Raw genomic sequence first — 21,862 nt, 5'->3', positions numbered from 1 at the left:
GGTTTGGTGTGTATCGCTTTGAATGTTCCGTTTTTATTGTTCACCACCCCAGATAAATAAGGGCGGACCTTCTTGTAACCGGTTCCAAACCGGAGGCAAAATAACCCTCGAACAAAGGGGATAAGCCACACCGGCTCTGTAACCGATTACAGAAATCGTAGCGTAAGCCGACGGATAAGGCAACCGGAAAGTGGCAGATATTTCACCTTTGGAGTCACTTTCTAAGCATAAGTGAAATTGTTTTTATTCTTAAAATCTATAACCTTGGGAGACTTTTTCAGGGAGAACGCCGCCATCCGTGGCTTGGCGCGAAAAGGAGGGGCTCTACAGACTGAGTACTTTTTCCCCTCTGGAGATACCGGAGACCCCCGAGCGGACCACCTCCAGTATGGAGGCTTCGCCCACCGCCTGAAGAAAGGCGTCCAGCTTGTCGCTGGTGCCGGTGATCTGAATCACATACAGCGAGGCGGTCACATCGACAATCTGGCCGCGAAAGATATCCACGCAGCGCTTCACTTCGGCCCGCTGGGCGCCGGAAGCCTTGACCTTGATCAGCATCAGTTCGCGCTCAATGTGCGCGCCCTCGGTCAAGTCCACCAGCTTGACCACATCAATCAATTTATTCAGATGCTTGGTGATCTGCTCGATTTTGTGGTCATCGCCGACAGTGGTCAGCGTTATCCGGGACAGGGTTTCATCCTCGGTCGGCGCCACGGTCAGTGTTTCGATGTTGTAACCCCGCTGGGAAAACAGCCCCACGACCCGGGACAGGGCGCCCGGAGCGTTTTCGATCAGTACAGAAATAATACGTTTCATCAGGTGCGCTCCGTCTTGCTCAGCCACATATCGCGCATGGACCCGTTGGGCGCGACGTGCATCGGGTATACGTGTTCACTTTGATCAACCTGGATGTCCATAAACACCACCCGGTCTTTCATGGCGAAGCACTCTTCCATTTTGGCTTTGAGTTCGTCTTTGCGCGTCACTTTCATGCCGACGTGACCGTAGGATTCCATCAGTTTGACAAAGTCCGGCAGTGTTTCCTCGTAAAGGCTCTCGGAATAGCGACCTTCGTACTGCATATCCTGCCACTGCTTGACCATGCCCAGGGCGTGGTTATTCAGGCAGATGATCTTGACCGGCAGGTGGTACTGGGTGCAGGTCGCCAGCTCCTGGATGCACATCTGGATACTGCCCTCGCCAGTCACGCAGGCCACAACGGCATCGCGGTGGGCCATCTGCACCCCCATGGCGGAAGGCAGCCCGAAGCCCATGGTGCCCAAGCCGCCGGAGTTGATCCAACGCCGCGGCTTGTCGAACAGGTAGTACTGAGCGGCAAACATCTGATGCTGGCCGACATCAGAGGTGACGTAAGCCTCGCCCTTGGTGACCTCATGCAAAGTGCGGATCACATCCTGCGGCATAATGGACTCACCCTCGGTATTGTAGCGAGGCGCGGTGTAGAGCCCGTGGCGCTGGCGCCACTCGTCAATCTGCTTCCACCAGGCCTTAATGGCCTCTGCGTCCGGCTGCTCTTTGCTCTCTTTAACCATCGCGTGCATTTCCGTCAAAACACTCTCGACGGAGCCGACAATCGGCACGTCTGCCGCCACGGTTTTGGAAATGGAGGCTGGATCCACATCAATATGGATGATTTTGGCATTGGGGCAGAACTTGCCGACAGTGTTGGTCACTCGATCGTCAAAGCGCACACCGACAGCCAGGATGACATCACTGTGATGCATGGCGGTATTGGCTTCGAAGGTGCCGTGCATCCCCAGCATGCCGAGGAACTGGCGATCGGAGCCGGGGTAGCAGCCCAAGCCCATCAGGGTGTTGGTCACTGGGAAGTTCAGCCGTCGAGCCAGATCGGTCAGCAAGTCGGAGCCGTTGCCCTGAATCACACCACCGCCGGCATAGATGACGGGGCGCTTGGATTCGAGCAATAGCTGGACCGCCTTGCGGATCTGGCCGGTGTGGCCGCGAGTCGCCGGGTTGTAGGAACGGATTTTGACCTTATCCGGGTATTCGTACGGAAACGTCTCGCCGGGCGCGGTAATGTCTTTCGGAATATCGATAACGACCGGACCGGGACGACCGGTAGACGCGATGTAATAGGCCTTCTTGACGATTTCCGGAATCTCGGCGGCGTTTTTGACCATAAAGCTGTGCTTTACGATCGGGCGGGAGACACCCACCATGTCCGTTTCCTGAAAGGCGTCTTCACCGATACGCTCAGAGACCACCTGGCCGGAAATCACTACCATCGGAATCGAGTCCATATAGGCGGTGGCAATGCCGGTAATGGCATTGGTCGCACCGGGGCCGGACGTTACCAGCACAGTTCCCACCTGACCGGTCGCACGGGCATAGCCGTCGGCGGCGTGGGTGGCGGCCTGTTCGTGGCGCACCAGAATGTGCTTGACGTCTTTTTGCCGGAATATGGCATCGTAGATATGCAAAGCCGCGCCGCCCGGATAGCCGAAAACGTGCTTGACGCCCTCGTCTCTCAAGGCCCGGATCAGCATATCTCCGCCTGATAGCATTTCCACTGGGTAACCTCTCTGAATTGACAATGGATATAGTAGCTTCACTATCGCACGCAACCACTAATCACGAAGCCACGCCTCGCCGGCTCTTTCGGAGCAGGAGGAGTGCATCGTCAGTGTTGACTGAGTCTGGGGATTCCCCGTCCTCCCGCGCGGGTAGCCATTGCGGGTGGGCTTCGGGCAGGCGGCGTAGGTTAACGCGCCTTCGCGGTTGCGGATGGTTCGGAGGCCGGGTCGGCCTTCCGCTGTAGAGACTGGCTCCGAGGTTGTCGGCTCACTCTACGACCCATCTTGCGAACTTCGTATTGTTCGCAAGATAACCACAAAAGTCAAGAGGATTCAGGCACTTGGCCGACCGGGTCACATTTCTCCTCACAAGGGGCACGAATGGCCCGAGCAACGCTTCCTCCCTGGCCGGGAGAAGGCTATAGTGCTCCTAATCGTTTTCAACCATGAAGGGGAACCCCATGAGAACCAGGTTGCCACTCGTCGCGGCCCTGCTGGGCGGGCTCGTCACATTGCCAGCTCTGGCGGAGGACGTGTACCGGTGGGTGGATGATGAGGGCGTCACTCACTTTACCGCCCATCCGCCCAAGAACCGCCAAGCCGATCAGCTGCGCACGCAAACCGGGCACAGCGAACCGGTGGATTACTCCCAACAGTACCCCGACCGCAAAGAGTCCAGTGAAGAGAGGCCCTCCGACCAGAATCAGGGGCCGACCCAAGCCGAACTGGACGACGCCTGTCAGAGGGCCAGGGAAAACCTGCAGACGCTGGAGCAAGGCGGACGAATCGCGGAAGAGGCCGAGGACGGCAGTCGCCGTTACCTCAGCGAGCAAGAAAAAACCGAGCGCGCTGAACGTGCCCGCCAGATTGTCGAAGACGCCTGCTGAACGGCAGGCCCCTCCGTACCGACAGGTTTAGCCGAGCCGGTTAATGCAGCGCCCGTTTCTCAAACGCCAACCGATCCCCTTTCACGACGACGTGGATATTGTCCCCCGGCACAAATCGCCCTTCCAGAATCGCCTGCGCCAAGTGGTTTTCCACCTCTTGCTGTATGGCCCGCTTCAGGGGCCGAGCGCCATAGACGGGATCAAAGCCGGCCTCTGAGAGTTTGTCCATCACTTCGTCATCCAGGCTCAACGTCAGGTCCCGCTCTGCCAGGCGCTTGCGCAATTGGTCGAGCTGAATGTCGGCAATGCCGCGAATCTGCTCCCGCCCTAGTGGGTGAAAGACCACGACTTCATCCACCCGATTGATGAACTCGGGGCGAAAGTGACCGGTCACCACCTCCATCACCGCCGATTTCATGGCCTGGTAGCGGTTTTCGTTGGCAAGGGAATCCCCGGTTTTCTCCCCGTCGAAGCTGACCGTGTCGAAGGACCGGTCTTCAGCCAGGTCCTGAATGCGATCGGAGCCCAGGTTGGAGGTCATCACGATCACGGTATTGCGGAAATCCACGGTGCGCCCCTGACCATCGGTCAGACGACCGTCCTCAAGCACCTGCAACAGAATGTTAAACACGTCCGGGTGCGCCTTTTCCACCTCATCCAGCAGCAGCACCGAGTAGGGCCGGCGGCGCACGGCTTCGGTCAGGTAACCGCCCTCTTCGTAACCCACGTAGCCGGGCGGCGCGCCGATCAGGCGGGCCACGGAATGCTTTTCCATGAATTCGGACATATCAATCCGGACCATCGCCTCCTGACTGTCGAACAGAAATTCCGCCAAAGACTTACACAGTTCAGTTTTACCCACCCCGGTTGGGCCCAAGAACAAGAAGGAACCATTGGGCCGGTGAGGATCGGACAGGCCCGCACGGGAACGGCGCACGGCGTTGGACACGGCCACGACCGCCTCGTGCTGGCCGATGACCCGCTTGTGCAGCGCCTCTTCCATCCGCAGGAGCTTATCGCGCTCGCCTTCCAGCATCTTCGCCACGGGAATACCGGTCCACTTGGAGACCACTTCGGCGATTTCTTCCTCGGTCACCCGGTTGCGCAGGAGCTTCATCTCCATCATTTCAACCTGGCTGGCCATATCCAGCTGCTTCTCGAGTTCCGGGATTACCCCATATTGCAGCTCAGACATGCGCCCAAGGTCACCGGCGCGGCGCGCCGCTTCCATATCGAGCCGGGCCTGCTCGAGGTTGCTTTTGATCTCCTGAGAGCCCTGAAGCGCCGCTTTCTCGGCGCGCCAGACTTCGTCAAGGTCGACGTATTCACGCTCGAGCCGGTCGATATCCGCTTCGATCTTTTCCAGGTGTTTTTTGCTGGCTTCGTCCTCGTCCTTTTTCACCGCTTCGCGTTCGATTTTCAATTGAATCAATCGACGCTCCAAGCGGTCCATCTCTTCCGGTTTGGAGTCGATTTCCATACGAATGCGACTGGCGGCTTCGTCGATCAGGTCGATGGCTTTGTCGGGCAACTGGCGGTCGGTGATATACCGTTGCGACAGTTTGGCCGCGGCAATGATGGCCGAGTCGGTAATATCGACCCCGTGGTGCACTTCGTAACGCTCTTTCAACCCTCGGAGAATAGCGATGGTGTCAGCTTCAGTGGGCTCATCCACCAACACTTTCTGAAAGCGTCGCTCCAGTGCTGCGTCTTTTTCAATGTTCTGGCGGTATTCATCCAGGGTGGTGGCACCGACGCAATGCAGCTCCCCCCGCGCCAGAGCGGGTTTGAGCATATTGCCCGCATCCATGGAACCTTCGGCTTTACCGGCACCAACCATGGTGTGCAACTCGTCAATAAACAGGATGACCTGGCCTTCTTCTTTGGACAGCTCTTTCAACACTGATTTCAAGCGTTCTTCAAAGTCACCACGGAATTTGGCGCCGGCGAGCAGGCTGCCCAGATCGAGCGAAAGCAGCCGCTTGTTCTTGAGCCCCTCGGGCACCTCGCCATTCACAATCCGCTGGGCCAGGCCTTCGACAATGGCCGTTTTACCGACGCCGGGTTCACCGATGAGGACAGGATTGTTTTTCGTGCGCCGCTGAAGTACCTGAATGGTCCGGCGGATTTCATCATCCCGACCGATCACCGGATCCAGCTTGCCGGCTTCCGCACGGGCGGTCAGATCAAGGGTGTATTTTTCCAGCGCCTGGCGATTGCCTTCCGCGTCGGCGTTATCAACGGTCTCCCCGCCGCGCACTTTTTCCACGGTCTGTTCCAGGCTCTTAGCGTCGCCGAACTGCTTGAGCAGCTTGCCGAGCGCGCTGTCCCCATCCAGCATGGCCGCCAACAGCACGGACTCACTGGAGACGAACTTATCGCCCGCCTTTTGGGCCCGGCGGTCCGCCAGATTGAGCAAACGTCCCAGTTCTTGGGACATCCCCACCTCCCCGGTGGGGCTCTGCACTTTCGCCAGGTTCTCAAGCTGCTTGGCCAGCTCGTTGCGCAGGCCGGTCATATTGAAACCGGACTGAGCGAGAAGTGAACGCACCGTGCCGCCCTGCTGGTCCAGCAGTGCCTGTAAGAGGTGGTAGGATTCAAGTTGGCTATGGTCGCGTCCGACCGCCAGGGATTGGGCGTCCGAAAGCGCCGTTTGCAGTTGGTTGGTCAGTCGATCAATTCGCATGGGTGTGGTGCCTCAATCAGTACCATTGGCTATTAACACTAATGGTGTAGAGATTGGGGGCACCGAGGCAAAAAGCAAGGGAGGCAAACAGCCTTTGAGTCAGGCGTTGATCCAGATCAAGCTGGCCATGCGGCCGGTTTGGCCATCCCGACGATAGGAGTAAAAAAGATCCTCCTGGGAGCCGGTGCAGAATTCGCCGCCATAGATCTGGGAGACCCCGAGCGCCGAGAGCTCAGCCCGAGCCAGGGCGTATAAATCCGCCTGAAAATGTAACGGGCGATGGCCGGGCAGGAAAGCCGCTGCGATGGCTTCCGCGTGGGCTTCGTTGCGGGCCGCCTCGAAGAAGGCCTCCAGCACTTCCACGCCCACTTCAAAACGGGGCTGGGACAGTGCCGGCCCAAGGTAGGCCATCAGTTCCGCTGACGGTTCGTGAAAACGCGCCACTCCCGCCGCTAAAATGCCGCCCGCCAACCCCCGCCAACCCGCGTGCAGCGCCGCCACACGGGTACCCGCCCGGTTGCACAGCAATACCGGCAGGCAATCCGCCGTCAGCACCGCACAGGCAAGGCCCGGCAAGTCGGTAAAAGCGCCGTCGGCGGTTCGAACCCAACCATCGTCTTTTGCCTCGACCACCGAAGTGCCGTGAATCTGCTCGAGCCATTGGGGCTCGAGCGGCAAATCAAGCTCGCCTTTGAGTAAAGCTCGATTCTCTCGGACCTTCGTCTCAGCGTCCCCGACATGGTGGGCAAGATTCCATTCATCATAGGGCGCGCCGCTGGTCCCGCCCCGGCGGGTAGTAATGGCCACCGTGACGCGAGCCGGGGCGGGCCAATCCGGGTAAATCAACTCTGGTTTGGGCATGGAAGCGTCCTGTCATTCATCAATCAATCGCCTGTCAGCCAGCTTTGAGCGCCTTGAGCAGCGCCTGAAAGTCGTCAGGTAAAGGCGCGGACCATTCGCGATACTCGCCGGTCACAGGGTGCTCCAGCCCGAGGCTGGCGGCATGTAAGGCCTGCCGGGGAAAGCTTTTCAGCGCCCAGATCAAATCGTCACTGGCACTCTTGGGAATTTTGAAGCGCCCGCCATAGACCGGGTCGCCCACCAGCGGGTGGCGTATATGCGCCATATGCACCCGGATCTGGTGGGTTCGCCCGGTCTCCAGCTTGACTCGAATATGGGTGTGCGAGGTGAAGCGCTCCACCAGACGATAGTGGGTCACAGCACGCTTACCGCCCTCTTCAACCACTGCCATCTGCTTGCGTTGCTTGGGGTGCCGACCGATGCGTGTCTCCACCGTGCCGCCTCCGGTCATGGTTCCCACGGCCACCGCTTCGTACTCACGGCTGACAATTCTTTGCTGCAACTGGTCAACCAGATCGGTGTGGGCAGAGAGAGTTTTCGCCACTACCATCAGTCCGGTGGTGTCTTTGTCCAGACGGTGAACAATGCCGGCCCGGGGAATGCCCTCTATCGCCGGGCAGTGGTGCAGCAAGGCGTTCAGCAGCGTTCCGGTATGGTTGCCAGCCGCCGGATGCACCACCAGCCCAGCGGGCTTATTGATCACCAGGAGGTCTTCATCCTCGTAAAGGATATCCAGGTCGATCGCCTCCGGCTCCCAGTCACCCTGGGGCTCCAGCTCGGCTTCGAGCTTGAGCTCCTCGCCACCGATCAGGCGTTCCTTGGGCTTGGCGATGCGGCCGTTCAGGGTCAACTGCCCCTCCCGAATCCAGGTTTGAAGCCGTGCGCGGGAAAACTCCGGGAACAACCCGGACGCGACTTGGTCGAAACGCATGCCGCCCATATCGGCCGGTACGCGAGCGCTCTGTTGCAATTGATCCGCCATTGGGCGCGATTACCTCTACATAACGGCGCGCGGGCCCGCCTTTCGGGGCGCTTTGGTATCCGCACGCTCTGTGTTTTAATAGCCCGCTGTTCCAGGGGGCCGAAACGGGGCCAACTGACCTTTGAATCGTGAACGAGTTTTGAACCCTATGCGAGTCCTGCAACTCCTGATGATCGGCGGCCTCCTGGCATTGGTCGCCTGCTCCAATACCGTCCAGGAACCCGAGTATACCAGCGAGGCCGACCTTTACGAGGCCGCGCAGGAACAAATGAAGCGCAGCCAGTGGGAAACCGCCATCAGCAATCTGCAGGCGCTGGAGGAAAACTTCCCGTTCGGCACCTACGCGGAGCAGGCGCAGTTAGAGCTGATTTATGCCTACTATCGCTCTGGCGACCCCACCATGGTAGCCGCCACCGCAGACCGCTTTATACGCCTGCACCCCCAGCACCGCAACGTGGATTACGCCTATTACATGAAGGGGCTGGCGTCGTTCACCGAAGGGCGCGGCATGTTCGAGCGGGTTCTACCGACGGACCTGACTCAGCGAGACCCGGGCGCCGCAAGAGATTCACTGGAGCAGTTCGCACAGCTGCTGGCACGCTACCCGGACAGCATTTACGCGTCCGACGCCAAGCGGCGCATGCTCTACCTGCGCAACCTGCTGGCGCGCTATGAGATTCACGTGGCCAACTACTACTTCAAGCGTGGCGCCTACTTGGCCGCCACCAACCGCGGTCGCTATGTACTGGAAAATTACCACCGCACCCCGGCCATGCCCGATGCTTTAGCCGTGCTGGTCCAGGGCTATCACCTGCTGGATATGCCGGAGTTGTCCGACCAGTTCCTGGGGATGCTGACTCTTAATTATCCGGAACATCCCGCTCTGAACGAAGACGGCAGCTTTGACTACCAGTACAGCGCCGACACCGGCGAACGCAGCTGGCTGAGCCTGATTACATTCGGCTTGTTCGACAAGCGTGAGCCTTCCGGTTTCGATAGCCGCGAGAAATACAACCCAGAGTACCAAGAGCCGCCGGCTCCCCCTTCAGAAGTCTGAACCAAAGGAAGGTCGGCTTGAGACAGGCCGGCCTCCCTTTGAGGTTTATTCGCCCAACTTCCAGCCTGAGGTGATCGGGTAGCGGCGGTCACGGCCAAAGCCTCTTTGGGTTACACGCACCCCCACCGGGGCCTGCCGCCGCTTGTACTCGTTAATATCAACCAACCGAACCACCCGCTCCACGTCCGCCCGGTTGAAGCCCTTGGCGATGATGGATTCCGCGCTCTGATCCTGTTCCACATACTCCGCCAGAATCTGGTCCAACTCATCATAGGGCGGAAGGCTATCCTCATCTTTCTGATCCGGGGCCAATTCCGCAGAAGGTGGGCGGCTAATCACCGTTGGGGGAATCACCTCTGCAGTACGGTTGCGGTGGCGCGCCAGCTCAAAAACCAGCGTCTTGGGCACATCTTTAAGCACGTCAAAACCGCCGGCCATATCGCCATAGAGGGTCGAATAGCCCACGGCCAGCTCGCTTTTGTTGCCGGTGGTCAGTACCAAATGCCCTTTTTTATTGGACAGCGCCATGAGGATCACACCGCGACAGCGCGCTTGGAGGTTTTCCTCCGTCGTATCTCGTGTGGTCCCCTCGAACATGGGCTCCAACGTGGTCATGAACGCCTCGTACATCGGTTCGATGCTCAGGGAGTGGTATTGCACCCCCATTCGCCGTGCCTGCTCCGCCGCATCCGTCTGACTCATTTCCGAAGTGTAGTGAAAAGGCATCATGATCGCTGTGACCCGATCCGGCCCCAATGCATCCACCGCCACCGCCAGAGTCAGCGCCGAATCGATACCCCCCGAAAGCCCCAGAACAACGCCTTTGAAGCGGTTTTTGTTGACGTAATCCCGGGTGCCGGTCACCAGCGCCTGGTACACCGACTCCAGGTCTTCCTGCTGCGGCGCCATGGCTTGGTGGCCGACATGTAGCGTATCCTCATGCCAACTGGTCTGGAGCAGCTCAAGAGACTCTTCCCAGGCCGGAAGACGCCGGCAAAGCTCGCCTAGGTGGTTGACGGCGACAGAACCACCATCGAAGACCAGCTCATCCTGACCGCCCACCTGATTGACGTATACGATGGGCATATGGCCTTGGCGGGCGCGTTCGGCCAGCAGCTGCTCACGCTCCTGAGGCTTTCCGCGATGGAACGGCGAGGCATTGAGGTTGAGCATCAACTTGGCGCCCGCCTCCCTCGCCTGGTCAACCGGCCCCGGCTGCCAGATATCCTCACAGATGGTAATGGCCGTCGGTACGCCGTTGAGGTCGAAGACACAGGCACTATCGCCGGGAACGAAGTAGCGGACTTCATCAAAAACCTGGTAGTTGGGTAAGCATTGCTTGGCGTACTCACAGACCAATTTGCCGTTTTCAATGACCCCGGCCATATTGAAAACCCGGCCCGCCACCACGCGCGGATACCCCAACACCAGGGTAATGTTCAAATCCGCCTGCTTCAGTTGCTCCAGCGCCCGCTCTATACGCGGCGCCAGACTGGGGCGAAGCAATAAATCCTCCGGGGGGTAACCCGAGAGCGTCAATTCGGGGAAGAGAATGACATCGGCGCCATGCTCTCGGGCGCGCTCGGCGTAGGCTTTCACTTTCTCGGTGTTACCGGGAATGTCGCCCACAAGGGGATTGATCTGAGCCAGGGCAATACTCAAAGTTGACATAAAGGGGGCTGTGTCCTGATAAACTGCAAACAATTGAGGCCGTATTGTCCGCCAAATGCCTCCCGGACGCAAAACGATAACGCCGAAAACGAGCGAATCATGCCACTGACAAATCCCGCAATAGACCGAGCCACCAGCTACAGCAACTACGATTTGTTGCGGGTCTACACCTACTACCGGACGTTGCTCGGGAGCCTGCTACTGCTCATGTTTCAGGGCGATGTCGCGCCCAACATCCTGGGCAACGACCATCCGAATATATTCCTGTACACCTCCATTGCCTACACCGGCATCAACATCATTACGTTGGGCCTGCTGTGGCGCGTCAAGTTTCTACCGTCAGATCAACAGTCCTTCGTGTTGCTGGTGATCGACATGGCCGCCATCGGACTGATGATGTTTGCCAGCGGCGGCGCATTAAGCGGCCTGGGTTACCTGCAATTGGTGGTGGTCGCCGCCGGGGGCATGCTCTTGCCAACCCAACTGGCCATCCTCCTCGCCGCCCTGGCCAGCATCACCGTGATCGGCGAAAGCGTGGTCCGTCTGTGGCTCCTCTCGATCGACAACCGTACCCTGTTTTCCGCGGGCACGCTGGGGGCATTGCTGTTTATCACCGCTCTGACGTTTCAGTATCTGGCCCGAAAAATTCGCACCAGCAGCCAGGAAGCTTTGGCTCAAGCCAAACAGGCGGAACACCTGCAGCGGCTCGCGCAGCTGATTGTGGAGCGAATGCGCACCGGCATCGTCGTATTGAACCGACAACAGGACATTGAGCTGCTAAACCGCTCCGCCGCCGACCTCCTGGGTATACGCCCGCCCGAGAGACTCCCTCTCAGCCTCGCCGATGTCCCCATTCTCCAGACCCAGTTTGATCGGTGGCAAACCGACACTCGGACCTCGTCGGTCATTACAATGGGGGATGCCACCAACAGCGAAGTGAAAATCAATTTCGCTGCATTGAACCCCGACAACAATGCGGAAACCCTGGTGTTTGTCGAGGACCACCGCCTGATCACCCAGCAAGCACAGCAGCTCAAACTCGCCTCCCTGGGGCGACTGACCGCCAGCATCGCCCACGAGGTACGCAATCCACTCGGGGCCATCAGCCACGCCAGCCAACTGCTCGGCGAGTCGGACCAGCTGGCTGACGGTGATCGCCGACTGCTGCAGATCATCGACAGCCACAGTAAACGTGTCAATCAGATTATCGAGAACGTCCTGCAGCTGTCTCGTCGACGCAATGCTCAGCCCGAACGCGTTGCCCTGGAAGAATGGTTGCCCCAATTCGTAAACGAGTTTCAACTGAGTCAGAATGAACCTTGCGAACTCCACTTGGAGCTGACGCAACCGCCGATCATCGCAAAGTTTGATAAAGGGCAACTCCAGCAAGTACTCACCAACCTATGCGACAACGGCCTGCGCTACAGCCTCGCGGTGACGGGCCAACCCAAGATAAGACTGGAAGCCGGCGTTGACCCGAGGAAGGAGCAACCTTATATCCGCGTTATTGACTGGGGTGACGGCATCGAAGAACAGAAACAGAAACATATTTTTGAGCCCTTTTTCACGACGGAAAACACCGGTTCAGGCCTCGGGCTCTATATCTGCAAGGAACTTTGCGAAGCCAACCAGGCTTTAATACACTATGAACGCACAGAAGACGGGCTGAGCTGCTTCCATATCCAAATGGCACATCCGGAGCGAGCCCTGTGACTTCTTGCTTACCGCTCTCAATAGGCTGCCCCACACTCAAAACAGGTTAACTATGAGCCAGCACCGCGTTTTGGTCATTGACGATGAACCCGACATCCGGGAACTTCTCAGCATTACCCTGAGCCGTATGGGACTGGAGGCCGACAGCGTCGAAGACCTGACTCAGGCCAAAGCCCAGCTCGCGAATACGGCTTATGACTTATGCTTGACCGACATGAGGTTGCCCGACGGCAATGGGCTCGAGTTGGTGGAACATATCCAACAACATCACCCCCGGCTCCCCGTTGCGGTCATCACCGCTCACGGCAGCATTGATCTTGCCATTGAGTCCATGAAAGCCGGGGCTTTTGATTTTGTCTCCAAGCCTGTTGACCTGACCGCTCTACGCAAACTGGTTACCAGCGCCATTCAATCCAGCCAATTGCCTCCCATGCCTCTTCCGGGTGAGTGTCCTATTCTGGGCCAGTCGAAGGCTATTCAAAACCTGGTGGCCAGTATTCAAAAGCTGGCCCGCTCCCAGGCACCGGTGTACATCTCGGGGGAGTCCGGTGTCGGGAAGGAACTGGTCGCCCGCTCCATCCACAAGCTCGGCCCACGCTCTGCCGGCCAGTTTGTGGCCGTCAACTGCGGTGCCATTCCGCGCGAGCTGATGGAAAGCGAATTCTTCGGTTATAAGAAAGGCAGCTTTACCGGCGCCCACCAGGACAAGGACGGTCTGTTTCAGGCCGCCGAAGGCGGTACCCTGTTTCTGGACGAAGTGGCCGACCTGCCACTGGACATGCAAGTGAAGTTGCTGCGGGCGATTCAGGAGAAAGCCATACGCCCCGTTGGCGGCCAGGGAGAGATAAAGACCGATGTGCGCATCTTGTGCGCCACCCACAAGGCGTTGGATAAGGAAGTGCAGGAAGGCCGGTTCCGACAGGATCTGTTTTACCGTCTCAACGTTATCCAGCTGCGTGTGCCGCCACTACGAGAGCGCCGGGAAGATATCGCCATGCTGGCGCGTCACAGCCTGGAGAAAATGGCCAAAGAAGTGAACTTTCCGACGCCTCAGCTAAGCCAAGCGGCCATGAAGCGGCTGTGCGAATACAGCTTTCCCGGTAACGTGCGCGAACTGGAAAACATTCTGGAAAGGGCATTCACCCTGTGCGAAAGCACCGTTATCGACAAGGACGACCTGCACCTGCCGGAGCACCCGGTTTCTCTGGACTCTCCCAATGAAGAAACCACGGAATCATACGGGGACCATGCTGACCGGTGCGCGGAGCACCCCTCTCTGGACCATTACCTTCAGGAGATCGAGAAAGACGTGCTCTGCAAGGCACTCGAACAGGCCAAGTGGAACAAAACCCAGGCGGCGAAGAACCTGGGCATCAGTTTTCGGTCGTTGCGGTACCGGCTGCAGAAACTCGGGCTTGATGACGACTAATTGATCAGCGCTGCAGCGGCGCCCTCACCAACAACCCTCTGGTTCTCGACGCCCGGTGTGACTCAATGACATATCGTCACAATTAGTGTCTTTTGTTTGGGGTGGCTCAACCGGAGTAGCCACCAGTGTATAGGTAGTGGCGCTTTCACTGCCCGCCTCAAAGTCAATTTCGTAGTACTGCTCGAATGACTCTACCACACCATTGTCCAATTGGTTATAAATTGTGCAGCCAGCATTATCATAGGCGCTATAGGTTGTGTAACACCGCTGCAGCCGCTGAGACACGTCATTTAGCGTTGCAATAGCGTCAGAGCGGTTGCTTCTCATCACCTGATTGGAATAAGCAGTAAAAGCGATCCCGGCCAAAATCCCCAGAATCGCCACCACGATCATCACTTCAATCAGAGTAAATCCTCTTATACCTTTATTCATATCCACCTCAATTAACCCAATCAGCGTACTTGCCGCCACGATTGTCGCCCCAATGCATCGTCAGGAACGTCAAGTTCCGAGCTCCCTCTCCCACCACTGGTGTCCATATAAAGCAAGTTACCATCGAGGCTATCGTCGTCACCGCCTTCAGTATAAGTGGGTGTGGGCTCACCCAGAATTAAGTCTGAAGGAGTAGGCTTCAAGACTGGACGCCTCGTAAACCGATCACCAACACCAACCAACTCCATCAACCAGCTGCGACCACCATAATCACAAGCAACCGCCGATGGAATAACCGTTGGAAAAATCAAACGGTCAAAAAGCAGCAAAGGCTTTTGAATAACCCGTTCACCTTGTTCAACGTCAAAGTCAAGGTACCATCCGTCGTCCTCCGTCCAGTCTACTCCCTCGCCGTTCACGTTGCGTTCCTCGCCGGACTGAGACAATGTCTTCTCATGCATTATATCGGTTCGACTGGAATAGGTTAGTGCTACATCAGTATCCGCAATACCATAGAAGCTGCTCCAACTATCGCCAGCGCTCCAATTATTATCACCGTCATCAAAGTACTTTCCGGTACCGAAGTACAGCATAGTCGCCCCACCTTTCAAGGAGTTGTACCCCAGAGCGGGGGCCGAACTGATCGGTTGCCTTACGCCATTGTCGTCTTTTGCAATAAAAAGAGGGTTACCGCCCAACGCCACTTGCCACTGGCTGGTATTCGAACTGTTCAAATCGAACTTCCAGAGATTCCCATTGAGGTCGCCCCCATACGCATATACTGCCTCGCCGTCACCATTTCTCAATACAGAAACACCCGAGAGCCCCGTTCCTGCTTGAGTATTAATAACTTCGGTTGAGCCCAGAGGGTCTTCCAAATCCACTACAAACAGCTGAGACGTACCGCTATCATAACCGTTGCCGAAAATAACAACCCATCGACCATCAACCGTACGCGTGATAGTGGGATCGCCCATAACGTACCCTAGAGCGGAATAATCCGATTGGTTCAGTTCAAACAAAACTTTAGGGCTATCCGGCTGAGTTACATCCAAGGCAAAAATGCTTTTCCCACCTGCGCCAAGCGTACCAACCAAAACGCTCTTCCAAGCGCCATTCAAATAAGCATCCCCAACAACCAATGGACCATCTACCAAGTACTCATGGCCAACATCTTGCCGACCGTAATTCGGGTCACTCAATTTTGCCAACTTCGGGTAAACCCCAGTGGGGACGTATGCAAAACGCTCCCGCAATAGATTACTGCCAGAACCATAGAAGGCATGCAACATGCCATCGTTGGCACCGACAAACAACGTCGGGACATCATTCTCTTTATCGTCCAGATAATCCTGATACTTGTTACCGCCGCCCTCATCGTCCGGCAGCCGGCTATACCCGCGATCACGACTAGAGAGGTACACAGGACTTGAGTTGACAATATCTCCCAGCAGTTTTTCCCGCTCTCTAAGACCGCCACTGTCTCCCTCGTGGCTTTGATCGCCCCGCAACCAGTTCAGGCGCTTTTCGCCGAGGCCGGACTCAACTTCCGGGTTTAAAAAGCTCTTCTGATCGGCGGACAAATTTCCCCATGTGAACGCAACAGTCCCCGTGTCCTCGACATAAGTGTATACCTTGCGGCCGTTCTCATTATCCAGTTGTAGCGTCTCATTGGTCGACACGGTAGCCGATTCCGCAGGCACACCATTCTCATCTATCTCGAACGCCTCAATCTCGCCAGACCAGCCCTTACTATCGAACTTAGCCTGATAAATGTAACCTCCCTCGCTCAGTTGCGCAGATTCGGTGGCAACGGAAGCTGCCGCGCCCACCTCTTGCGACACAGTGTCAAACACGTTACGAAGAGCTTCTTGAAGCTTGCGAGGATCCGTCGCATAAAAGTAGCTGTCGGGTGTATCGTCTTCACGAATATCATCAACCGTGGCTTTGTCATCAAAGTACCCCCCCCATTTGGCGGCGTAGTACAGGGGCTGTTCGAGTGGTTGCGCTGAAGAGGCACCAACGTCGTAAGTTCGCTCCGTCAGCTCGGCGAGATTACATGTTTGGGTCCCATTGTTTTGATGACAAGTACAATCACCATCTTCTTTACAAAAATCACCATAAACAAAGTCATTCACTCCCGAGTGGACGTGAAAACCATCGCTTTTAGTGCCACTGATTATGTAGCCAAACCCCATAATGTCACCAGTCGATTGGGCTATCACTTGGGTTCCAACAGTAACCTCATTATTGGTTACTTTGTACTTCATGACACCCCACATGTCTTGGTCAAAGTCACCGCCCTGCTCACTGTCCTCCCAGTTCACGTAAAGCAATCCACTGTTGGCGACATCAGAGGTCGTCTGCTCAATAATCTTGAAATCAACGATTGCACAGTTGGCATCAAGCCCTTCATTGCGACAAGCGGGCTGAATATCAATAAATTTTGCTTCCGACCCGGCAATAATATCCGAGCCAGGAACCTTCACCGACACACTGGGAACTGAAGGCGCTAAAGCCACCCCGTAAGTTTTTACCTTGGGCTTATTCTGAGTTGCGGTGACGCCGCTCAGCGATATACCGGTTGACCGGGCATAATGAGCCAAGCCCGCGATATAATAACTACCCTCCAATCGAGGAGCATCCGGGCAAGTGCCTCGCACCTTGGAGAGATTCCCAACAGTTTTCGCTGTACACAACTCATCCTCGTTATCCACCCCCTCTTCGCTCAGAACCTTGCCAACGTAGAAATCATTTCCCGCGAGCCCTTCATTGACCAATATCTGATCAGTAATCGAATCCACGTCACTGACCCCAATATCCGAAGCTATCGCTTTAACTTGGTCGCCGTCATAGGAGCTCGTTGAGGCATTAAACTGGAGGACGCTGAGAGGAGCGCAGTAATTGTTGTTATCTACGGGGGCCGACCAGGTTGCCGTAAACAGACCATCGATATAGCCAGAGTCTTCTGCATTGTACTCCTCGGACGCACTGAGGCCAGACAGGTATCTCAGCGATTCGAGGTACAATTCCGACTGAGGGTTACCCCAATTGGTACACTCACCGTCATCAAATGAACTCCAGCCCCACAGGCAGCCGTCACTGTCATTAGTACCATGGTATGTGCCGTTATCGAATCGGTAACCATAGATTCTCAACTTATCCAACGTGTTGACAATGCCGTGAAATTCTTCATTACTGTCATTATCAGGCTTAATAAATGTGCCATTATCCAGGTTAATTTCGTCCAGCATGTTACCGATATTTTTCCTTAAAACTCCGCCGGATTTATTCTTCTTGTACGAACCAGTCATTAGTCCAAAAAGGATCTTATCGGTTTCACCGTACTCTTGGAGCAGGCCGGTGGGTTTCATTGAACTTCCATAAGCCTGACAATTACTTTCCTCTAAACCTTCGTCGCAAACAGCCACTCTGACGTTATAATCCTTCTGACCCAAGCCGTGACTGTCCTTACTTGGACTACTTCCGTGAGCATAGATGTTCGTTACATCGGGATCGTTGCCGTTCCTTGCCGTCCCCCAACGACACTGCCAACGTTCATTGCTGGCCCATAAAGAATAATTTCCCCGAGCCACCCGTAATAGAGGTGGATCTGTCACTTCCTGAGAGTAATCATCTCTATCATCGGGATCAGTAGTGTTACAAATGGTTATACCCCGATCCTCAACATCACTATCGCCCGCATTATTACCAAACGGGGTCAACATATCTAGATCTTCACCAGCATAAAATTTAGTGAAGGAATGGGCATCGTTCGGTAACATCTGGCGTTCAAGAACCGTCACACTAGCCGTATCGGTAGACCTGAGCCCACCATATAGAATCTTTCTGACCGCATCGATTCGGGTCATCGTCGCCCAGTTCAGAAAGTTTCCACTCCATTCATTACCTACGCTTCCAGTATTGCAATAACCGTTGCTATTAGTTTGCCTACTGGGCTGGTAGAGGTTGTCCGACGTGTCGTAGGAGTAGCATTTTCCGCTATCGAAATAACCATAATAATCGTAGGAGTGGTTATATGTATTATCCGCCTCTCCGTCACCATCCAAATCGCTGTAGTCGTTGTACAACTTAAAGAACAGTTGATGGTCATTTGACATGTTAAGCATCATGAGTGGACGGACAGGCTGCGCCAAAAATAGCGGGTCCTGAGCGGGCTCGGCCGACATCACTACGTGCGATAGAGCGAGCGTGAAGCCGGCAACCACCGACATCAAAGCTCCTTTACCGCTTACCTTACGGGTACCAGCAAGCATTTTGACCCATTGCGTCGCCATTTTTATCACTCCTGATTAACCTTATTTGAGCTGCCCGTAAGTCGATTGAAGTACGGCTTCCGCCTCTCCTGAACCACTAACTCCTCGACTACTGACTCGAAAATAATCAACATCAAAACAAAACTCCTCGGGGTCTTGCGAGCAGCCGAGCATTTTGCGTACTTCGATATCGGGAACACGCACTTCCTCAACGACATACCGAGGGCGATTGGCTTCCTTAATGTTTACCAACTCTAGATCCGTCAATATCGAGTTCTCCAGCCAGTCATCCGCGTCCCACCGCGCAACCAGGGGCTGACCAAGCTGGCCCTGGTCCGCCAACAGCCCCTTTTCCGTGCCGTCAAACGTTTTATTGACAAGATTTTTTAGTTCATCCTCTGCCTCTCTCAGTCCAGCCTCGGCAGCATGAAAGGCAATATGACGCTGCCTCATGTTGCTCGCCATTGTTTCTTGAAGCCCCGTTCCGCGAACGGCGGCCAACCCCACAATGGTCATCAGCAAAAGCATAATAAGCCCGAGAATCAACACCGCCCCACCCTGTCGACTCACAGGAATGTTTTGAGCTTGCACGCGGCTCCTCATAACTTGACTCCTCACAACGCTCACAAACGGCTTCGGATGCCGATAGTACTTGAAAATATTTGACGCATGCGTCGATCACTCACGTCGACATCTTCACCATCAAATACGATGTTCTGGGGTTCCTGCAGTACATTCTCCTCCGAACTCTGTACCAGCAGCTGTACTCTTACCGCCAATACCGCCCCCCAATCATCATCGGCAATATCGCTTGCCGCCAAATAGTCGTCCGGGATATTGTCAGCGTTTGTATCTAGGCCATAACGCAAACTCATATCCTCCACGCCCTCAATGAGCTCCACGGGGGGGTCTTCGTCAACAACTTGCCACAAACTGCTGGAACCGGGGTTAAGTTCGCTCTCAGCCACGTAATATGTTTTACTGCTCACCTTCATAACTTGGGCACCAAGATCGAATTCCTGCCCCCAATTATTGGGATCTCTATTCGATGGATTTTCGCTGGCATTGCTTGAGTGAACAAGGTTGACAACACCGCTGCCCAAGCCTTGAAGATTGGTAATTTTGAACAAGCGGGCATGAGTGCAATCTGAAAGGACAACAATATCTCCTTGGCAGATATCCTCTACACATCCATCAACCTCCGTCCCGCTTACATTGACGTTAGCGGATGCATCAACCTCATTCATTAGGGACATCCCGCTGGTACCGGCACCACGAGTAAACAAAACATCTGTGCCATCTTTTATGTTGTCTTCAACCTCATCGTGAGGGAGATCATCATCGGACTCATAGCCGATTATTCCGATTTGCGATTGAAGAATAATATCTGGGTTGCCCTCGGCCCCAACATCATAGATGGATCCCACCGCCACCGTATCGGGATCCAGTCCGTTTTTGAATTCAGCCAATGGATTTCGGCTCGAGCAGCCAGTGTAGCCTGCCATGCGAATATCCAGCGCCAAAAACTCCATACCCAGGCGGCCGGTTTCCTGAATGCGCGAAATCGCTTGCTGCGTCGTGTACGTGGAGCGGCTGGCAAGGAACATCTGAACAACGCCAGTCATCAATACCATGCCCAGAGTTAACGAGATCATTAGCTCCACGAGGGAAAGTCCATACTGTTTCTTCATTGATAACCCCGGTTACAATCTCGTACTGTATTTAAATGAAGTGGTGTTTTGGGCGTCCGGGTCAACTTGCGCGCCACGCTCTTCCTCTTCTATCCACTCTAGACTGACAGTGCAGACACTGCTCTCGCAGGCTATCTCCGCGGTTCCCCCCGGCAGAAGCGACGTCACCATAGTCATCCACGCATCCAGATCGTCTCCGGCGAGACCGCCCCCTCCAGGGCTGGCGCTGTCGTATTCGCCCTCGTAACTCGCAAGATTCTCGCTATTGATTCTCATACGGTCCAGAATATCGTAAGCGAGTAGATTAGCCTGCGAGCGTAAGTAGGCACTGTGATTAAACTGCAAAGACCTAGACTGCAAGGCACCAATTGCCAGCAAAGATGTCGCTAGTATCATTACCGTCACCAGCACCTCTATCAGCCCCACTCCTCGCTGTTTACCTATGTTGATTAGTGACATGTATCCCCCTTGGATCAGCAATCCGTGCGACTGAGATGAACCGAGCCCGACAACCCAACACTAACCTGTCTCGCCGCTTCTCCCACACAATTTTCGTACTGAGCAAGAGCAGTTATTGGGTTAGCGACATTGTCAACTCGCGCCAGCGTTCCCATCCCCACATAACGAACGAATCCACTAGCCACTCCACCTCTAACAACGTCAAGAACTAAGCCGTCGCCTTCCAGGCTCCAATATCGCAGTATATCGGTATTGGCATCTGCTATTGTGGGGTTGCTCCCAGTCTCTCCACCAGGATCAGAATCTACAAAAGCGAGCCATCCATTGGTCCAGTCATTGCCGCAACCATCCCCGGCATCGTTGCTGGCACACAAAGAGACTGGGCGGCCGCGTTTGACAGCTTCGCTCCGGGCATAGTTAAGAGCAGTAGCGAACTCCTCGCCGAAGGTTAGTGAGCGGTTATTGCGAATCTGAGTGGTCATGCTGGGAACAGCGACCGAAAGAATGATGGCCAAAACCGCAACCGTAACCATCAGCTCGATAAGCGTGAACCCTTTGGAGAAAGTAAACGACATATGGCGCATAAATCAATTTCTCTTACTCCTCAGCCGAATGAACTGCCACTCAACTGATTCGAATTTAGTCTCAAACATAAGGTGGACGATAGGAATTCCACCCCTTATAGTGCCAAACGCTACCACATCACCAAGCGCCCCCAGAGCGAATGGCGACATGTGGTCTTCACGGATGAATGAACGGCAATCCCCGGGAAACGGGGTATGCCCAGATACCCTCAAGGAGGAAAATTATGACACAACGTGGGCTAACATGTAGTAGTCCAGACTTGATCTGACAGTTACCGGTTTTTCCGATGGTGTCTGTCAGGTCAAGTTCAGCCTACGAACTTTTCCTTCCAGATTCGCTTGCCATCTTCCAGGGTTTCCATTGGCGTCCTGCCGCAGCACATTTTCCCCTGGTGAGTACGGTGATGATTGTACTCATGCAGCCAGTCGTCCAAGTCCGACTGAAGTGCCTCCAGCGTATCGTAGATCTTACGCCGTAGCGTGGCCTGATAAAACTCCTGCAGCACTGTCTTATGGAATCGCTCACAGATGCCATTGGTCTGCGGGTGTCGAGCCTTGGTTTTGGTGTGTTCTATCTC

At 55.4% G+C, this 21,862-nt stretch carries 17 protein-coding genes; 4 read left to right on the top strand and 13 right to left on the bottom strand.

Annotated features, from left to right (window positions below):
- Positions 1-324: 324 nt before the first annotated feature.
- Positions 325-816, bottom strand: a complete 492-nt coding sequence (ilvN, locus tag G547_RS0115500; protein ID WP_027330644.1) for an acetolactate synthase small subunit — start codon at positions 814-816, stop codon at positions 325-327.
- Positions 816-2,552 carry an acetolactate synthase 3 large subunit gene (locus G547_RS0115495; RefSeq protein WP_027330643.1) on the bottom strand — a complete coding sequence of 579 codons (1,737 nt, stop codon included), beginning with the start codon at positions 2,550-2,552 and terminating at the stop codon, positions 816-818. The genes ilvN and G547_RS0115495 overlap by 1 nt, the downstream gene beginning before the upstream one ends.
- 464 nt (positions 2,553-3,016) lie before the next feature.
- On the opposite strand from G547_RS0115495, the gene G547_RS0115490 reads away from it, so the two are divergent.
- Entirely contained in the window at positions 3,017-3,442 is a 426-nt protein-coding gene (locus G547_RS0115490; RefSeq protein ID WP_169449462.1) for a DUF4124 domain-containing protein, read from the top strand.
- 40 nt (positions 3,443-3,482) lie between these two features.
- Here G547_RS0115490 and clpB read toward each other — a convergent pair whose 3' ends face one another.
- The 3 genes from clpB to rluD all read right to left on the bottom strand — a co-directional run bounded on the left by clpB (position 3,483) and on the right by rluD (position 7,971).
- A complete protein-coding gene (gene clpB / locus G547_RS0115485) occupies positions 3,483-6,128 on the bottom strand; it encodes an ATP-dependent chaperone ClpB (protein WP_027330641.1) in 2,646 nt (881 codons plus the stop codon).
- A gap of 99 nt (positions 6,129-6,227) precedes the next feature.
- Positions 6,228-6,989, bottom strand: coding sequence for a peptidoglycan editing factor PgeF (gene pgeF, locus G547_RS0115480; protein ID WP_027330640.1), 762 nt, complete (start codon positions 6,987-6,989; stop codon positions 6,228-6,230).
- Positions 6,990-7,023: 34 nt separating this feature from the next.
- The gene (rluD, locus tag G547_RS0115475; RefSeq protein WP_027330639.1) at positions 7,024-7,971 is read right to left on the bottom strand and encodes a 23S rRNA pseudouridine(1911/1915/1917) synthase RluD; all 948 of its coding nucleotides are present in this window, start codon (positions 7,969-7,971) and stop codon (positions 7,024-7,026) included.
- 148 nt (positions 7,972-8,119) lie between these two features.
- Between rluD and G547_RS0115470 the strand changes: the two genes are divergently transcribed.
- Positions 8,120-9,028 carry an outer membrane protein assembly factor BamD gene (locus G547_RS0115470; protein WP_027330638.1) on the top strand — a complete coding sequence of 303 codons (909 nt, stop codon included), beginning with the start codon at positions 8,120-8,122 and terminating at the stop codon, positions 9,026-9,028.
- Between the two features lie 45 nt (positions 9,029-9,073).
- Here G547_RS0115470 and G547_RS0115465 read toward each other — a convergent pair whose 3' ends face one another.
- Positions 9,074-10,699, bottom strand: coding sequence for an NAD+ synthase (locus tag G547_RS0115465; protein WP_027330637.1), 1,626 nt, complete (start codon positions 10,697-10,699; stop codon positions 9,074-9,076).
- Between the two features lie 99 nt (positions 10,700-10,798).
- On the opposite strand from G547_RS0115465, the gene G547_RS0115460 reads away from it, so the two are divergent.
- Both G547_RS0115460 and G547_RS0115455 read left to right on the top strand, forming a co-directional pair.
- Complete coding sequence (locus G547_RS0115460) at positions 10,799-12,412, top strand: sensor histidine kinase (protein WP_157209906.1); 1,614 nt, start codon at positions 10,799-10,801, stop codon at positions 12,410-12,412.
- Between the two features lie 52 nt (positions 12,413-12,464).
- Positions 12,465-13,841 carry a sigma-54-dependent transcriptional regulator gene (locus G547_RS0115455; RefSeq protein ID WP_027330635.1) on the top strand — a complete coding sequence of 459 codons (1,377 nt, stop codon included), beginning with the start codon at positions 12,465-12,467 and terminating at the stop codon, positions 13,839-13,841.
- Between the two features lie 24 nt (positions 13,842-13,865).
- Here G547_RS0115455 and G547_RS23970 read toward each other — a convergent pair whose 3' ends face one another.
- The 7 genes from G547_RS23970 to G547_RS21745 all read right to left on the bottom strand — a co-directional run.
- Positions 13,866-14,312, bottom strand: coding sequence for a type IV pilin protein (locus G547_RS23970; RefSeq protein ID WP_157209905.1), 447 nt, complete (start codon positions 14,310-14,312; stop codon positions 13,866-13,868).
- Positions 14,294-18,571, bottom strand: a complete 4,278-nt coding sequence (locus G547_RS0115445) for a pilus assembly protein (protein ID WP_027330633.1) — start codon at positions 18,569-18,571, stop codon at positions 14,294-14,296. Before G547_RS0115445 ends, G547_RS23970 begins: the two co-directional genes overlap by 19 nt.
- 21 nt (positions 18,572-18,592) lie before the next feature.
- The gene (locus tag G547_RS0115440; protein ID WP_169449461.1) at positions 18,593-19,141 is read right to left on the bottom strand and encodes a pilus assembly PilX family protein; all 549 of its coding nucleotides are present in this window, start codon (positions 19,139-19,141) and stop codon (positions 18,593-18,595) included.
- Between the two features lie 32 nt (positions 19,142-19,173).
- Positions 19,174-20,241 (bottom strand): PilW family protein, encoded by a 1,068-nt coding sequence (locus G547_RS0115435; protein ID WP_084646090.1) that lies wholly within the window; start codon positions 20,239-20,241, stop codon positions 19,174-19,176.
- A gap of 12 nt (positions 20,242-20,253) precedes the next feature.
- The gene (pilV, locus tag G547_RS21755; RefSeq protein WP_051235584.1) at positions 20,254-20,700 is read right to left on the bottom strand and encodes a type IV pilus modification protein PilV; all 447 of its coding nucleotides are present in this window, start codon (positions 20,698-20,700) and stop codon (positions 20,254-20,256) included.
- Between the two features lie 14 nt (positions 20,701-20,714).
- Positions 20,715-21,284 (bottom strand): GspH/FimT family pseudopilin, encoded by a 570-nt coding sequence (locus G547_RS22805; protein ID WP_051235582.1) that lies wholly within the window; start codon positions 21,282-21,284, stop codon positions 20,715-20,717.
- 308 nt (positions 21,285-21,592) lie between these two features.
- Positions 21,593-21,862, bottom strand: a 270-nt coding sequence (locus G547_RS21745) for an integrase core domain-containing protein (protein ID WP_036189047.1), incomplete at its 5' end; no start/stop codon positions are given.

The organism is Marinimicrobium agarilyticum DSM 16975, assembly GCF_000423345.1.
Taxonomy (GTDB): domain Bacteria; phylum Pseudomonadota; class Gammaproteobacteria; order Pseudomonadales; family Cellvibrionaceae; genus Marinimicrobium; species Marinimicrobium agarilyticum.
The sequence above is the reverse complement of the archived record's forward strand: the minus strand, read 5'-3'. Positions and strand labels throughout refer to the sequence as shown.

Excerpts from the sequence above, each read along its gene's own strand:
- G547_RS0115465 (WP_027330637.1), bottom strand. The coding sequence starts at position 10,699 with ATGTCAACTTTGAGTATTGCCCTGGCTCAGATCAATCCCCTTGTGGGC.
- G547_RS0115490 (WP_169449462.1), top strand. The coding sequence starts at position 3,017 with ATGAGAACCAGGTTGCCACTCGTCGCGGCCCTGCTGGGCGGGCTCGTC.
- G547_RS0115445 (WP_027330633.1), bottom strand. The coding sequence starts at position 18,571 with ATGGCGACGCAATGGGTCAAAATGCTTGCTGGTACCCGTAAGGTAAGC.
- G547_RS0115460 (WP_157209906.1), top strand. The coding sequence starts at position 10,799 with ATGCCACTGACAAATCCCGCAATAGACCGAGCCACCAGCTACAGCAAC.
- pgeF (WP_027330640.1), bottom strand. The coding sequence starts at position 6,989 with ATGCCCAAACCAGAGTTGATTTACCCGGATTGGCCCGCCCCGGCTCGC.
- G547_RS0115455 (WP_027330635.1), top strand. The coding sequence starts at position 12,465 with ATGAGCCAGCACCGCGTTTTGGTCATTGACGATGAACCCGACATCCGG.
- rluD (WP_027330639.1), bottom strand. The coding sequence starts at position 7,971 with ATGGCGGATCAATTGCAACAGAGCGCTCGCGTACCGGCCGATATGGGC.
- G547_RS22805 (WP_051235582.1), bottom strand. The coding sequence starts at position 21,284 with ATGCGCCATATGTCGTTTACTTTCTCCAAAGGGTTCACGCTTATCGAG.
- G547_RS0115435 (WP_084646090.1), bottom strand. The coding sequence starts at position 20,241 with ATGAAGAAACAGTATGGACTTTCCCTCGTGGAGCTAATGATCTCGTTA.
- clpB (WP_027330641.1), bottom strand. The coding sequence starts at position 6,128 with ATGCGAATTGATCGACTGACCAACCAACTGCAAACGGCGCTTTCGGAC.
- G547_RS0115470 (WP_027330638.1), top strand. The coding sequence starts at position 8,120 with ATGCGAGTCCTGCAACTCCTGATGATCGGCGGCCTCCTGGCATTGGTC.
- pilV (WP_051235584.1), bottom strand. The coding sequence starts at position 20,700 with ATGTCACTAATCAACATAGGTAAACAGCGAGGAGTGGGGCTGATAGAG.
- ilvN (WP_027330644.1), bottom strand. The coding sequence starts at position 816 with ATGAAACGTATTATTTCTGTACTGATCGAAAACGCTCCGGGCGCCCTG.